The sequence below is a fragment of the Labilibaculum euxinicum genome (assembly GCF_963678175.1).
Taxonomy (GTDB): domain Bacteria; phylum Bacteroidota; class Bacteroidia; order Bacteroidales; family Marinifilaceae; genus Labilibaculum; species Labilibaculum euxinus.
On record NZ_OY782756.1, the window covers coordinates 232662 to 247750 of the forward strand.

The following is a 15089-nucleotide window of genomic DNA, read 5'->3' on the forward strand; positions in this document are numbered from 1 at the left end:
AAATGAAAAAAACTGTTCTTATCCTACTTCTTTTTCTTCCAATTCTTTCCTATTCTCAAGAACGGAAGTGGAATCTAGATGGATATGTGAAAGATCTGTACATGTTTTATCACCCGGAACAGCCTCCTATTGGGTCTGAGTTGCCAAATTATCATTTGAACACCATTCACAACCGGTTAAATTTCAATTGGTACGCTAACGAGAAGATTAGCTTTTCAATGGGAATGCGAAATCGCTTGATCATGGGAAATATGGTAAGTGAAATTCCCAATTACCGGGCTACTGCAGATGTTGACAATGGATACATGGATTTATCGTGGATAAGTGCTTATTCGGACAAATGGTTTTTGCATTCGATAGTAGACAGGGCTTATTTGGATTGCACCGAAGGCGATTGGCAGTTTCGTATTGGCCGTCAGAGAATCAATTGGGGAATCAGCAAGGTTTGGAATCCCAATGATGTTTTCAACAGCTTCTCTTATTTCGATTTTGACTATGAAGAACGTCCGGGCAGCGATGCCGTCAATATCAGACATTACCTGGGCGTTACTTCTTCGATGGAACTGGTATTTAAAATGGCAGACCATTCCAGTGAAATGGCCTTAGCCGCCATGTACCGATTCTCGAAATGGAATTACGATTTTCAATTGTTATCTGGTTGGGTTGGCGATGACTATATGGCAGGCGGCGGATGGTCAGGAGATATAATAGGTGGCGGTTTCAGAGGTGAAATATCTTACTTTCGCCCGCGTTCAACCAATAATAACTCCAAAGAAGCAACGGTTGCTTCATTATCCTACGATTATACCCTTAAAAATAGCCTTAGCCTATCAATTGAAGGTTTATTCAACAGCAAGGGAAGCACAAAAAATGCGGTCGGTTCAAATGTTCTTTTTGATCAAAACTTGTCAGCGAAAATGCTTTCCCGGGCTAAATATTCGGTATTTGGACAGCTGGCTTATCCAATTACTCCCTTATTTAATGCCAGCTTTTCAACAATTTTCAACCCTTCGGATCATTCCTGTTACCTCAATCCTTCGTTTAGCTATTCTCTTAGCGAAAACATTGAACTAATGCTGACCACTCAATTGTTTTTTGGTAAAAATGGCAGTGAATTTGGAGATATTGGACAAGTAGCTTTTGGAAGATTACGATGGAGTTTTTAAAGGGATTTGTTATTTCCAATCCTTCCATTCCGATTTCAGTACCGACATTACCAATTTGTCATGGTATTCTCCATTTCGAAGTGCAGCTTCCCTGTAACGACCTTCCAAAACAAAACCTGCCCGCTCATAAGCTTTTACTCCCCCAACATTAGGAACCGATACGCTTAACATGATGCGGTTCAATCCCAATTCTTCAAAACCCATTTTCACAATCTTTCGAGTGACTTGGGTACCAATTCCCTTTCCCCAATAATCCTTATCACCAATAAAAATAAAATATTCTCCCGATTTATTAATCGTTGAAATGCCACTGATGCCTGCGTAACCAACAAAAACACCATCCACAAAAATTCCGTGATTGCTGTTCCTTTTATCACTAATGGCCTGTGCATACCAATCTTCAATCTGTTGGTCGGTTTTCATCGCCTGAAATATTGACAAGGAGTAAATGATTGCTTCCTCATCTTTAATCCATTTGCAGAACGAAGGAAGATTTTCAGGGGTGAGTGGTTTTAGTTTGATCATTTATTTTTCTTTAAAAGCTCCACCTAAAATCGGAGATAATTAATAAGCTTTATATCTTTTTTTCTACCACAAAAAAAGCAAATATGCATAAGCAAGAGCAAACAAAACAGCAACGCTAACTGCAATAATTAAAGCCCGTCTATTTTCACGATGAATCTTAAATCTAATTTTTTCTTTAATATTAGTTAATTCCGCATTGGGTACTTTTTTAAACCTGAGAAAGGTTCTTCTGCTTTCTTTAATTTTAATATTATCCCGGAAACCAGGTTTTTGAGAATGAAGTTCAGATTTATTCTCTTTCATTCTTCTAATCATATCGAAAACGTGACCTGCTGATGACATTCAGTTTCATTTTTTAAAATATCTACAATATATATTAATTAACAATAATAGAAAAATAAAAGCTCCCTTTCGGTTGAAACAAAAAGGGAGCTTTTACAGGTATTGATATCTTTTTTTAGAAGCCCTGACTTGCAGCAACAATAATTGCAACAATCATTCCGATTGGATATAAGGCAAGCATCACAATTGTGAAAATTCCCATAAACTTGTAGTGCGATTTCATGTACTTCATCGACTCGGTAAGGCTTTGCGTGCTCTTACCTGCAAGTGCAAGCTTTGCTTTATTTGCAAATTGCAGCAGATAATAGATTGGAAAGAAGTATACTCCCGCCAGTACCAAATATAAAACCCCGATTCCTCCAATAGGAAATGGCAGTATACTTGCCATTGATCCGGCCAAGGCAAATACTACAAATGATCCCAACACCATGAATCCCATAAAAATAAAGCCAACAATGGCTAAAAACTTGGCCCATTTTGCGGTTTCACGTAAATATACTTCTGCCTGAGTTTCCAGCAACAACTCATTTTTAATTTCAGTTCCTTGTGTTTCTAAATTCTCCATGAATCAATAATTAGTTTTATGATTTTTATAAAGAGCGCTAAGTTATTATTTATTTAAAAATCTAAAAATTAAAATTCAAACTTTACACGTTCATACTGTTTACCGCCAAATTTTGGCAAAATGTGATTGTTTCCTTTTTCATTCCTTAATTAAAGCACTACCACCTCACGGTAAAAACAGTCTCTCCCACTTTCGAACGGCAAAGAAGACTGCCGCCATGAGCACGCATAATCTGACGGGAATAACTCAAGCCAATGCCTGATCCGTTCTCTTTTGTGGTGAAAAAAGGAATGAAAATCTCATCTGCAATTTCCTCCGAAATACCATGACCATTATCTGATACTCTGATCTCTGTGATTTCGCCCTTTTGAATAGAAGTTACAGCAATAGCTGCATTGGAATCTGCTCCGGAAGGCTGTCCGTTGAAAGCTTCTGCCGCATTTTTCACCAGATTAATAATTACCTGAACCATCATTTGTTCATCAGCCGTAAACCGAAAATTTTTAACGGGTGGTGTCAACTTTAAATTTCCGGAAAAACTCTCTTTTATGGGCGACAACAGAATATTCAAACGCTCGAAAAAAGAATGAGTATCGATGATAGCTAATTTAGGTTCCGGTGCCTTGGACAATACCCGATACGATTGTACAAAACGAATCAATGCTTCGCTCATTTCGGTAATCACGCCCAAACCGTTAATGGTTTTTTCTACATGAATATCTTCAGACACATCCGTTATGGCGCCCAATTTCTGCTCCCATATTCTTTTCAGGGACTGTGAAATTGAAGTAACCGGAGCCAATGAATTCATTATTTCGTGACTCAGTACTCTAATCAGTTTTACCCAGGCATCAATTTCCTTTCGTTCCAATTCTCCCCGGATATCCTGTAAAGTTATCAGCTTCACTTCTTCATTCTCCAGACGAATTACCGAACATCTCGAAATCACCTGTATCCGTTCTTTTTTTAAGATGAGATCCAATACTTTTTTCTGGCGGTTTTTTAGTTCTGTAAGACCTGATGTAAATTTTGAATCGACCTGATCGAGTTGCTTAATATGTGTGAAAGTCTTTAAGCTGAGTAGTTCCAAGGCCGCCGAATTCACATCAGTAACGTAACCATCTTCGGCAAGTACCACAACTCCGGTTGCAATATTTTGAAGAATTTCTCCGAAATATTTCTCCTTAATTTTGCTTTTCACCTGCACTTGCTGCAAAATGCCGTTCAGCTCGTTCAAACTTTGATGCAGTTCGTTAATAATGGCATTGCCTGTTTTAATAGGGAAACGCAAAGTGGTATCTTCATTTTTAATGGACTGAACAAAGTAGTTCATCTCCTTGTGCGTTTTGTTCAAAAAACGCACAAATTGAAATACCAAAACAATTTCGGCGCAGAAAATTGGGAATGCGAAATAATAGGATGCCTGCGAAAGAAAACAGCCAATCAGCACTGCGAAAAAAATCACAAAACCAAGCCGTACGAATAAAGCTGAATTGTAGTGTCTATAAGCCATACTTCTTAATTTTATTGTACAAAGTTTGTCGTGTTACTCCTAATTGCGCCGATACAGCAGAAAGATTCCCCATTTGCTTTTCGATTGCTCCCAAAATCAACTGCTTCTCCATATCTTCCAATGTGCCGCCAAAGGCTTCAGCAGCCGAGAATTCATCCATTTTAAAAACAAAATCTTTTGCACTAATTAAGTGTGTATCGCTAAGGATTACAGCTTTTTCGATGGCATGCTGCAATTCACGAACATTACCGGGCCAACGGTAAGTTTGTAATTTCGCGATGGCTTCCGGTGCAATAACAAGTCCGTTCTTATTGTATTTTTCAGCGTAAAGCTTCACAAAAAACTGCACCAATTCGGGAATGTCAGCAATACGGTCGCGCAAGGACGGCAATTCAATTTGTATGGTGTTGATCCGGTAAAGCAAATCTTCCCGAAAACGTCCTTCTCCAATCATTTTAACCAAATTACAGTTGGTCGCACAAACCAATCGCACATCAATATCAACAGGCAAATTTTCGCCCAGTCGGGTTAGCGTCCTGTTCTGCAGTACCGATAGCAGCTTCGCCTGCATTGGCATGGATAAATTTCCTATTTCGTCGAGAAAGAGTGTGCCTTCGTTGGCCGCTTCAATTTTCCCCATTCGATCCATTCCGGCATCGGTAAATGCTCCTTTTTTGTGCCCGAACAATTCACTCTCGAACAAATTTTCGGCTATGGAACCCATATCAACGGTAACCATCACATTCTGACTTCGGTTCGACAGCCGATGAATCTCTTTGGCAACCAATTCCTTTCCGGTTCCATTTTCTCCCGTAATCAGAATATTCGCATTGGTCATGGCCACTTTTCGAACCACATCCATCACTTTTTCCCAAGCCGGCGAACTTCCAATAATGTGATTCTTATTTTTGTTGATTTCAGCAATCAATTCATTTTCCTTTAAGCGAAGATTCTTTACCTCTTTTCTGGAATGACTTAACTTCCAGGCCATCTCGATAGTCGTCAGCATCTTCTCATTCTCCCAAGGTTTCAGAACAAAATCGACAGCTCCCGAACGCACTGCTTTCACAGCCAACTCTACATCTCCATAGGCAGTAATCATGACCACACTCAATCCCGAATTGTATTCTAAAATCTGATTCAACCAATAAATTCCTTCGTTTCCGGTATTAATTCCTGCTTTAAAATTCATATCCAAAAGCACAACATCGTAGCTGTCACTTTTCAATTCTGAAAGCAAGGCGTTGGGACTCGACAAACATTTTACTTTTTTACAGCTTCCTGTCAGTAACAAATCCAAAGCGCTTAAAATGCTTTTATTGTCATCAACAATTAAAATTTTGGCTTCTTTCATTTTTAGTAAAGATATGAGATGTGAGAGATGAGATTTTAGATCCTCAATGGTACATTATCTAATTTTTATCTAAAGTAAAAAGCTTTTCAAAAAATTAGACAACGATTGTCTATTTTTTTTACACTTCCATTTTACAGACACAACACAACCATCTATTAATATGAAACTTACAAGCCTTGGCACAGGATTGGATAAGCATTGGGTGAATAAATTGGAATAAACATGTATTTGAAATTGTTCAATCGAATTTATTCTTGATGATGCAGAAAAGAATAAACCACAGAGCACACTGAGAAATGCACAGAGAAAAAATACAAACAAGGAATCAAATATTCCGCTATAAAACAAAAAGAGCTTACATATGTCAATGGATCGTAAAATAGAAGTGAAGAAAGGTTTTAAAACCAAGCATATTTATATTCTGCTTGGAGTCATTTTTCTTGGTTTGTTAGTGTGGATGCTGCTGAGTAGTTCTACCTCTACCTATCGCACCGAACTCGATAAACTCACCATAACAGAAGTTTCGCAGGCAGAGTTTAAAGATTACATTTCGATTATCGGAACGGTTGAACCCAAAACAACCATCTATCTGGATGTTGAAGAAGGTGGTAAAGTTGTCGAAAAATTAATTGACGAAGGAGAATTGGTGAAAAAAGGCGATGTTATTATCAGGCTGATTAACAACGATCTTAAATTGCAGATTCTCAATACCGAGTCGTCACTTGCCTATCAGGCCAATGAGCTGCGCAATACTTTGATTAATATGGAACAGCAGAAAATCAGCAACAAACAGCAAATTCTTAGCATCGACAGTGATATCATCAGACAAAAAAGACAATACGAACAGAACCAACTTTTATTCGAAAAGGGATTTATCTCCAAAGAAGTCTACTTAAGATCGAAGGAAGATTATGACCTTTCCCTGCAAGACCGCCAGTTAAGATATCAACGAATGGTTCAGGACTCCATTTTTCGGGAGAATCAGAAAACACAAATGAACAGCAGTCTGAATAACATGAAACAAAACCTCGAAATGGTTCGGGAGCGCTTGGAAAATTTGAACATTAAAGCTCCGGCTGATGGTCAGCTGGGAAGTTTGGATATTGAAATCGGTCAATCGATTAACCGGGGCGAAAGAATAGGCCAGCTTCATATTCTGAACAATTTTAAAGTGCTTGCCGAGGTCGACGAACATTATATTGACCGTGTCCGCCGAGATTTAAGTGCTTCGCTGCAGCGAAACGATCAGGAGTTTATTTTGAAAACTAAAAAAGTATATCCGGAAGTTCGGGATGGTCGTTTTAAGGTGGATCTGATTTTCGACGGAAAATCGCCGGAGAATCTGCGCACCGGACAAACCTATCACATAAAACTGGAATTGGGACAAGCCGTTGAAGCTACACTGCTGGCCCGTGGGGGATTCTTTCAAAGCACGGGCGGACAATGGGTATTTGTTTTGGATGAATCGGGGCGGTTTGCCACCAAACGAAACATCAAAATCGGCAGACAAAATTCTCAATATTTCGAGGTATTGGAAGGATTGCAGACAGGTGAAAAAGTGATTACATCCAGTTACGATACCTTCGGAGATAATGAACGGATTGATTTTAAATAACAACAACCATACTGATCGTAAACCATCATAATAAATAGAATTTAGTAATTTACCCGTAAATCCCCTGCAGGGACTTAAGTGATAACACTTTAATATTCAATAAAAAAATAAATAGCTATGATTAACACAGTAAACCTAAGTAAGGTATTTAGAACCGATGAGATTGAAACTTTGGCTCTTAACAATGTAAATCTGAAAATCAACAAAGGCGAATTTGCTGCCATTATGGGTCCATCGGGTTGCGGTAAATCTACCCTGATGAATATTCTGGGTTTGCTCGATAATCCTTCGGAAGGACAATACACGTTTGATAGTACCGAAGTATCGGGTTTAAAAGAAGGTCAGCGCACCGATCTGCGAAAAGGTAACATTGGTTTTGTATTTCAAAGTTTTAACCTGATTGATGAGTTGAATGTATTCGAAAATGTTGAAATGCCATTGGTTTATCAGCGAATCAGCAGTAAAACCAGAAAAGAGATGGTGAACAAAGTTCTGGATCGAATGAACATGAGTCATCGTGCACAACACTATCCTCAACAGCTGTCCGGTGGTCAGCAGCAACGTGTGGCCATAGCCCGGGCGGTTGTTTCCAACCCAGGATTAATTCTTGCCGATGAGCCAACGGGTAATCTGGATTCGAAAAACGGACAGGAAGTAATGGAACTGCTTACCGAACTAAACCGCGAAGGAACAACAATCATCATGGTAACTCACTCCATACAAGATGCCGGCTATGCTCACCGAATCATCAATCTGTTTGATGGAAAAGTTGTGATGGAAGAAAGTTTGGTTGAGGAAGTAATGTAATTCTATTCTCTCAAAATTTATTGATAATTATTAAATGCGTAAATCATGATATCTAATCATTTGAAATCTTTTGCTCTGCACCTTTGGAAAAATAAACTTTATAGTGTGATCACTATTTTGGGTTTTGCCATATCAATCATGTTTATTCTCCTTTTGAGTATTTATATAAAAAATGAATATTCGGCCGATCAATTTCATTTGAAAAAAGACAGGATTTTTCGTATGACTCATGGGGAAGAATCTGGTTTTGCACCCCCATCCGGACCATTGCTAATGCAAAAATTTCCGGAAGTAGAAAATTTTGCCAGAACCCGAAATATAGGAGTTTATGTAAAAGCTCCCGGCACTCCTAAATTGAAAAACCTGACACTATTTGCAGATTCATCCTTTTTTAGCATTTTCTCATTCAAGATGCTTAACGGCGATAATAAAACTGCATTAAGCAGGGGAAACGCAGTTGTTTTAACGAAATCTTTTGCTTATAAACTGTTTGGTAAACTTCCGGAATTGGGAACGACTCTTACAATTAACGATGATTTTGACCTTGAAGTAACCGGCATTATGGAAGATGTACCTGACAACACGCACTTTCAGAAATTTGATATGCTTGTTAATTTCCCTACTCTAGGAAAAGTATTTGGGATGAGTGATTTTTTGGAATCGTATAACAGCAATTCTTACGGCTTGTATATTTTAACGAAACCCAATACCAATATTCAGGCTAAAGCTCCCGAAATATTAAAAATATTCAAGGAAGTTAATTGGATGTTTAAACGAGAATATGCAACATCTATTGAATTAGAGCCAATTGTTGATTCGTACTTCAGTACGTCCATATCCTACGATACTAAGAATAAAAGCAAAGGTTTTCTTCAGATATTATCGGGTATTGTATTTCTGATATTGGTGCTTTCCATTATCAACTACGTGAATCTTACGGTCGCTCAATCGTCGTTTCGAAGCCGGGAAATTGCAATCAAAAAATTAATTGGCGGAAAGAAAAAAGACTTGTTTTTGCAAAGTATGTCCGAATCGATTATCCTTAGCTTCTTCTCTTTACTCCTTGCAGTTATCTTGTGTTTTCAGGTAGTTCCGGTTTTCAATTATTTACTGGATGCAAAACTCAATTTTATTGATGAATTCACATGGATCAATATTTGCATTGCTCTTTTATTTATGGGTGTTATTGGCATTATTTCAGGAATAATCCCCGCCATTAAAATTGCAAGGTTTGATCCCATTGATGTTATGAAAGGTAAAATCAGAATGAAGGAGAAAAGTATCTATTCCCGAATCATGGTTAGTTTTCAATACCTCATTATTATTACCTTAATCACAAGTGCTTTTTTCATCAATAAACAAACTAATTTTCTGCGGAATCATCAACTGGGTTTCGAACAGGAAAACATGCTTTGTTTTGAGAGTGAAATACCTCGTGAGAAACAGCGTGTTTTGCAGGAAATACTGAAAAAAATCCCCGGAGTTGAAGATGTTTGTTTAAGTGCCGGCACACCTCTTGACGGAGGGAACAACTTATGTTTTACCTATAACGACAAAGAGCTAAGCTTTCAACATTTTATTGTAGATACCAGTTTTTTTAGATTGTTGAACATTCCGATTAGAAAAACAGGCATTGCCTTTTCTAAAGACATTTGCTTGCTGAATGAAGCCGCGGTAAAAGAATTGGAATTGCCCGAAAATGAGAGCAATTTCAAACTAAAAGGTACTGAATACCCCATTTACGGAATCGTCAAAAATTTCCATTTCAGGGATTTAAAAAGCAAGTTAGGCCCCGCTTATTTTCACATTCTAAAACCCGGTCAGTATGCCTGGAGCTATGTAATAAAATTAAATGGTAAAAATAATTACGAAACCATTCAAAAAATTAAAAAAGCACACAGCGACTTTACTGATGGTACGCCATTACAATTGGAATTCTTTGACGAAACGGTTCACAACTGGTACGAAAAGGAAGACAAAACCGGCAAAATTGTAATGTATTTTACTCTGCTAACTGTAATTATTTCGGTTATGGGATTGTTTGCCATGTCGCTTTATTACGTTCAGCAAAAAAGAAAAGAAATCGGCATCCGCAAAGTTAACGGAGCCAAAACCAAAGAAATACTGGCTATGCTAAACAAAGATTTCCTGAAATGGGTAGTCATCGCCTTTGTATTTGCCTGCCCAATAGCTTGGTATGCCATGCACAAATGGCTCGAAAACTTTGCCTACAAAACAGAACTATCTTGGTGGATTTTTGCCTTGGCAGGACTCATTGCCCTAGGAATTGCATTGCTTACGGTTTCGTTTCAATCGTGGAGAGCCGCTACAAGAAATCCGGTGGAGAGTTTGAGGTATGAGTAAATAATCGTTTCAAAAAACTCCTGAAGCAAAAAGAAAAACACCAACAGTAAAAACATATCCCATGATCGCATACGATATAAAATCAGCTCTAAAAAGTCTTTTCTCAGATAGAAAATTCACATTGATCAATATAATTGGATTTGCTTTTGCAATATCTGTCTGTTTGGCTATCTCCTTATTTTTACTTCAAGAGTATTCCTACGATAGTTATCCTCAAAATGCTGATCGTATTGTTCGAATTATTGATTCGAATAAAAACTCAAGTAATATAGATTATCGAGTAAAAGATATCTTATTAGAAAACTATCCTGAATTTGAAAATGCATGTTTGGTACAACGAGAAACGAATCCAACAAATATTAATATTGGCAGCAAAGCATTTAGCATTTCAGATATCATGTCCGTTGACGATCAATTTTTTAAATTATTTTCGACTTCATTTTTATATGGAAATCCATCAAAACCATTTGAAAATATCAATTCGGCAATTCTTACAGAAAGTAAGGCCAAACAATTATTTGGTTCGGAAAATCCCATTGGAAAGGAAGTTTTATTTGAAAGAACAAATCTTTTAACCATAACAGGAGTTATTAAGGATTTCCCATCCAATTCCAGTATATCGGCAGGTTTATTATTAAATGCTGAAAATGACGATTTTAAATTCTCATTCAGTTGCGAGAAATACTCAGATAAAAGTACTCATCGCTGGGAATTTAGAATATATACTCTTATTGGTGAAGACATAGATCATCATGCTCTAAGTGAAAAAATCAATTCCAAGCTTGGTTCATTACAACCATATATTGATAAAATTGGGTTTCTTCCTATTAAAAACATGTATTTAAATGACTCCACTATCGGAAGTCACTCAAAAAGAGGAAACCCGGAACTTCTAAAATTACTTGCAGCAATTGCCTTCATTATTTTAATCCTTGCCGTGGTTAATTACATCAACCTAACACTGGCTCAACAAAATAAGCGAAATAAAACTACTGGCATCAAGAAAAGTTTTGGAGCATCCACTTCCGATTTATTTGTTCATTTTATTATTGAATCGGTAATCGTATCTGCAATTGCTTTCACTTTATCTATTGTTTTGGTTTATGCCTTATCTCCTCTATATACTTCGGTATTTGGTTCTCCCATTTATATTGACAAATTGCTCGACACCTCTGTACTGTTATGCTTGCTTGTGTGTATTTTAATCGTTGGTTGCATTAGTGGTATAGCTCCGGCTCTTGTTTTATCCAGATCGAATCCAAACAATATCATAAAAAAAACTACCCGTCAAGGTAAAACTCAATCCTACTTTCGTAATGCACTTATCATTTTTCAGTTTACGGTTTCAATCGTCTTGATTATCTCCTTACTGGTTGTGCAAAAACAAATTTCATTTGTCAAAAACAAAAATCCCGGATTCTCAGAAGAACATCTGATCTGCCTTTCAATCCCCTATCTTCCAAAGGAAGAAAAATCAAAAACTCAATCATTGGTAAATGAACTAAGAAACTATCCGTTTTTTCAAAATATATCTCTAACCAATGGTGTACCCGGCAAAATAAATTTTCAAATGGGATCTGGAATCAAAAATAAAGATCTTGCTATTCCTTGTTTAATTGTTGATACAGCTTTTATTTCCACTTTTCAACTTCAGATTGTAAAAGGTCGAAATTTAGAATCCGGAGATTACGGAAAAGTTTGTATGGTTAATGAATCATTCTATAATTACTTTGAATTTACCAATTTAGAAAATAAAAAATATGATAATTACAGAGACGATGGTTTAGATATTATAGCCGTTGTGAATGATTTTCAATACGGATCTTCGCACAATAAAATAGCACCACTCTGTATTATATTTGCTGAGAATAATAATTATTACAATCTGAGCATAAGAATTGCAGCAAATAGTCTTCCCTCTGCAATGAAAACAATAAAAGAAAAATGGGGAGAAATAATGCCAGCCTATCCTCTTAAGTATCAATTCTTCGATGATTGGTTTGATCAGATGTATGAGAAAGAAGAACGTTTCGCCAAAACGATTGGGCTATTTGCTCTATTGGCTATTGCTATTTCTTGTTTTGGAATTTTAGGACTCGCAATTTTCTCATCGGAACAACGCACAAAAGAAATAGGTGTTCGTAAAGTGAACGGAGCCAAAACCTACGAAATCATAAGCATGCTAAACAGAGGATTTTCTAAATGGATAGCCATCGCCTTTGTAATTGCCTGCCCAATTGCCTGGTATGCCATGCACAAATGGCTCGAAAACTTTGCCTACAAAACAGAACTTAGCTGGTGGATTTTTGCCTTGGCAGGACTCATTGCCATGGGAATTGCATTGCTTACGGTTTCGTTTCAGTCGTGGCGGGCAGCTACAAGGAATCCGGTGGAGAGTTTGAGGTATGAGTAAATCAATTAACGATTACAAATGAATAATTAATGCAATGAATTTTTATAACATCAAATTATCTTTAAAGAGCTTACTAAAAAACAGAGTGGTAAGTGCAATTAATATTGGTGGACTTGCACTTGGCATAAGTATTAGTTTATTGATTTTTGCTTTCGTAGACAAGGAAGAATCAATGGACAAATGTATTTCTAAGTCTGACAATATATTTGTTCTGGAAAATGATCAAGATTCATATGTCTCTTCCAAAATGGTTGAATTGATCCGCATGAATATTCCTGAAATAAAGCACATTACATATGCTCAAAATGAATGGTCTCCACAAGTATTTGTTGAATACAACAATAAAAGAATAAAAATAAAGCATTTAATTGTTACAGATTCAGCTTTTTTTCGGGTTCTCCCAATGAAAGCTTTATATGGAAATCCATCAACTGCACTAACAACAGCAAACAAAATTGTACTTACTGAAACGCTCTCAAAAAAGATTTTTGGAAATGAAAATCCTATTGGTAAAACAATTACATACAATGCAACCAATTTGCAAAATGAATTAATTGTTGTAGGCGCTGTAATTAAAGATTTGTCTCACAACAGTTCTTTTAAATTTGATGCCGTTTTATCAGAAGATACAAATAACAAAATCGATTGGTATATTGGAAATAAAAATAGCTGGGGCACTCAAAACTATATCTCTTATTTTAGAATACCGACTAATGGCAATATAAACTTGATTAATCAGAAACTTAAAAATATTCCATTAACAGATGTTGAAGAAGATTTTAAAAGCAACATTAAACTTAGCTCTCTCCCATTACAAAATTCTTATTTCGAAACACCAGACATCGAAATACAGAGGCATGGAAATCATCTTACAATTATAATTATACGAATCACTGGTATCCTAATTTTACTTTTGGCCTGTATCAACTACATTAATTTAGTGTCAACTCAAAAAATAAAAAGATTGCGCAATATCGGAATCTTAAAAGTTCTGGGAAGTAAAAAGAGGAAAATCATTCAATTGATTAGTACTGAATCTGGTTTAGTTCTATTAATTACATCTGCTCTGGTTATCACATTGCTTTATTTCTTAACAGAAGGTTTAAATCATCTTACTCAATCTCAGTTTACCCTTGCTGAAATTCTTTCAGGATGGAATCTAGTTGTGTTCATCCTAATATTAATTGTTACACTGCTAATTACAGGAATCATACCAGGCATTATTCTAAGTAGTAATGAAACGACTCAACTACTTAAAAATAAAATCTCCATAAATCATAAAAATTATCTTCGCAATATTTTATTGGTTTTTCAATTTACAATTTCCATTATATTACTAACAAGTATTCTTTTCATTAAGAAGCAGAATAATTTCCTTATCAGCAAAGACCCTGGGTTTAAAAGAGAAAATATTATTTATACAACAACAAATGAAGAAATTTCAAACTTGGGAGATGCATTTCAAAATGAAATGAAAAAAATAGCAGGCGTAGAAGACATCACCTTCTCATCATCAGTAATTGGGTATAATGAATCGAATTGGGGACGTGACTTACTAAATAAGACGGAACAATATAATATATGGTTTTCTAATTTTTATGTTTCTCCTAACTTTTTCAAGTTTTTCGGAATTGAATTGGTTCGAGGAAAACAATTTAATGAATATTCGCCAAAAACAGGAGATTGGATTTTTAATCAAACCGCAATTAAAAAGTTCAGAATTGAACAATTGGAAGATGCTAAACTTTTGAATTGGAATGGAACAAAACAAGAGCCTATTATTGCGGAAGTTAAAGATTTTAATTTCGAATCTATGCACGTTCCCATAAGACCTGTTGGTTTCAGATGTAGAAATAATGCGGATGAAGTAGCCTATTTTAAACTAATAACAACCAATGGAATGGCTTTTAAGCAATGCTTATCCACTATTCAAAAAAAGTGGACTAAGCTCTCTCCTAAGTTCCCTTTAGAAATTAAGTTTATGAATAGCTCATGGGAGGCCTTATATACAAAAGAAAAACAGTTTCAGAAAATGCTAAATTATGCGACTGCAATTTCTATTTTACTTTCTTGTTTAGGTCTGATTAGTTTAACTTTTTTTATAGTTGAGACCCAAACCAAAGAAATTGGATTGAGGAAAGTAAATGGAGCCAAACCTTATGAAATTGTACAGATGCTAAACAAAGGATTTGCAAAATGGGTAGTCATCGCCTTTGTAATTGCCTGCCCAATTGCCTGGTATGCCATGCACAAATGGCTCGAGAACTTTGCCTACAAAACAGAATTGAGCTGGTGGATTTTTGCCTTGGCAGGACTCATTGCCATGGGAATTGCATTGCTTACCGTTTCGTTTCAATCGTGGCGGGCAGCTACAAGGAATCCGGTGGAGAGTTTGAGGTACGAATAAACGAAATTGGGCAGATAT

Annotated in this window: 11 protein-coding genes; 6 read left to right on the top strand and 5 right to left on the bottom strand. The window is 36.4% G+C overall.

The features are described from left to right. The first annotated feature begins 2 nt into the window (after nucleotides 1-2). A complete protein-coding gene (locus tag ACY0M5_RS01070) occupies nucleotides 3-1166 on the top strand; it encodes a hypothetical protein (protein ID WP_461630532.1) in 1164 nt (387 codons plus the stop codon). Between the two features lie 9 nt (nucleotides 1167-1175). Here ACY0M5_RS01070 and ACY0M5_RS01075 read toward each other — a convergent pair whose 3' ends face one another. From ACY0M5_RS01075 to ACY0M5_RS01095, 5 genes are all read right to left on the bottom strand, one after another. Continuing rightward, complete coding sequence (locus ACY0M5_RS01075) at nucleotides 1176-1691, bottom strand: GNAT family N-acetyltransferase (RefSeq protein ID WP_461630533.1); 516 nt, start codon at nucleotides 1689-1691, stop codon at nucleotides 1176-1178. A 63-nt stretch (nucleotides 1692-1754) separates the two neighbouring features. Beyond that, the gene (locus ACY0M5_RS01080; protein ID WP_461630534.1) at nucleotides 1755-2033 is read right to left on the bottom strand and encodes a hypothetical protein; all 279 of its coding nucleotides are present in this window, start codon (nucleotides 2031-2033) and stop codon (nucleotides 1755-1757) included. 115 nt (nucleotides 2034-2148) lie between these two features. Further along, on the bottom strand, nucleotides 2149-2598 hold the full coding sequence (locus ACY0M5_RS01085) for a hypothetical protein (RefSeq protein ID WP_124993474.1): 450 nt from the start codon (nucleotides 2596-2598) through the stop codon (nucleotides 2149-2151). 157 nt (nucleotides 2599-2755) lie between these two features. Beyond that, nucleotides 2756-4111, bottom strand: a complete 1356-nt coding sequence (locus tag ACY0M5_RS01090) for a sensor histidine kinase (protein ID WP_124993475.1) — start codon at nucleotides 4109-4111, stop codon at nucleotides 2756-2758. Next, nucleotides 4101-5465, bottom strand: a complete 1365-nt coding sequence (locus ACY0M5_RS01095) for a sigma-54-dependent transcriptional regulator (RefSeq protein ID WP_124993476.1) — start codon at nucleotides 5463-5465, stop codon at nucleotides 4101-4103. The genes ACY0M5_RS01090 and ACY0M5_RS01095 overlap by 11 nt, the downstream gene beginning before the upstream one ends. A gap of 361 nt (nucleotides 5466-5826) precedes the next feature. Between ACY0M5_RS01095 and ACY0M5_RS01100 the strand changes: the two genes are divergently transcribed. The 5 genes from ACY0M5_RS01100 to ACY0M5_RS01120 all read left to right on the top strand — a co-directional run bounded on the left by ACY0M5_RS01100 (nucleotide 5827) and on the right by ACY0M5_RS01120 (nucleotide 15071). Continuing rightward, nucleotides 5827-7080, top strand: a complete 1254-nt coding sequence (locus ACY0M5_RS01100) for an efflux RND transporter periplasmic adaptor subunit (protein WP_461630535.1) — start codon at nucleotides 5827-5829, stop codon at nucleotides 7078-7080. 117 nt (nucleotides 7081-7197) lie between these two features. Then, nucleotides 7198-7887 carry an ABC transporter ATP-binding protein gene (locus ACY0M5_RS01105; RefSeq protein ID WP_124993477.1) on the top strand — a complete coding sequence of 230 codons (690 nt, stop codon included), beginning with the start codon at nucleotides 7198-7200 and terminating at the stop codon, nucleotides 7885-7887. A 45-nt stretch (nucleotides 7888-7932) separates the two neighbouring features. Next, complete coding sequence (locus tag ACY0M5_RS01110) at nucleotides 7933-10251, top strand: FtsX-like permease family protein (protein WP_461630536.1); 2319 nt, start codon at nucleotides 7933-7935, stop codon at nucleotides 10249-10251. Nucleotides 10252-10312: 61 nt separating this feature from the next. After that, the gene (locus tag ACY0M5_RS01115; RefSeq protein WP_461630537.1) at nucleotides 10313-12664 is read left to right on the top strand and encodes an ABC transporter permease; all 2352 of its coding nucleotides are present in this window, start codon (nucleotides 10313-10315) and stop codon (nucleotides 12662-12664) included. Nucleotides 12665-12698: 34 nt separating this feature from the next. Beyond that, a complete protein-coding gene (locus tag ACY0M5_RS01120) occupies nucleotides 12699-15071 on the top strand; it encodes an ABC transporter permease (RefSeq protein ID WP_461630538.1) in 2373 nt (790 codons plus the stop codon). Nucleotides 15072-15089 lie beyond the last annotated feature (18 nt).

What these genes read in the sequence shown, in the direction of transcription:
- ACY0M5_RS01095 (WP_124993476.1), bottom strand. Translation starts at nt 5,465, where the DNA reads ATGAAAGAAGCCAAAATTTTAATTGTTGATGACAATAAAAGCATTTTA.
- ACY0M5_RS01075 (WP_461630533.1), bottom strand. Translation starts at nt 1,691, where the DNA reads ATGATCAAACTAAAACCACTCACCCCTGAAAATCTTCCTTCGTTCTGC.
- ACY0M5_RS01080 (WP_461630534.1), bottom strand. Translation starts at nt 2,033, where the DNA reads ATGTCATCAGCAGGTCACGTTTTCGATATGATTAGAAGAATGAAAGAG.
- ACY0M5_RS01090 (WP_124993475.1), bottom strand. Translation starts at nt 4,111, where the DNA reads ATGGCTTATAGACACTACAATTCAGCTTTATTCGTACGGCTTGGTTTT.
- ACY0M5_RS01070 (WP_461630532.1), top strand. Translation starts at nt 3, where the DNA reads ATGAAAAAAACTGTTCTTATCCTACTTCTTTTTCTTCCAATTCTTTCC.
- ACY0M5_RS01120 (WP_461630538.1), top strand. Translation starts at nt 12,699, where the DNA reads ATGAATTTTTATAACATCAAATTATCTTTAAAGAGCTTACTAAAAAAC.
- ACY0M5_RS01105 (WP_124993477.1), top strand. Translation starts at nt 7,198, where the DNA reads ATGATTAACACAGTAAACCTAAGTAAGGTATTTAGAACCGATGAGATT.
- ACY0M5_RS01085 (WP_124993474.1), bottom strand. Translation starts at nt 2,598, where the DNA reads ATGGAGAATTTAGAAACACAAGGAACTGAAATTAAAAATGAGTTGTTG.
- ACY0M5_RS01115 (WP_461630537.1), top strand. Translation starts at nt 10,313, where the DNA reads ATGATCGCATACGATATAAAATCAGCTCTAAAAAGTCTTTTCTCAGAT.
- ACY0M5_RS01110 (WP_461630536.1), top strand. Translation starts at nt 7,933, where the DNA reads ATGATATCTAATCATTTGAAATCTTTTGCTCTGCACCTTTGGAAAAAT.
- ACY0M5_RS01100 (WP_461630535.1), top strand. Translation starts at nt 5,827, where the DNA reads ATGTCAATGGATCGTAAAATAGAAGTGAAGAAAGGTTTTAAAACCAAG.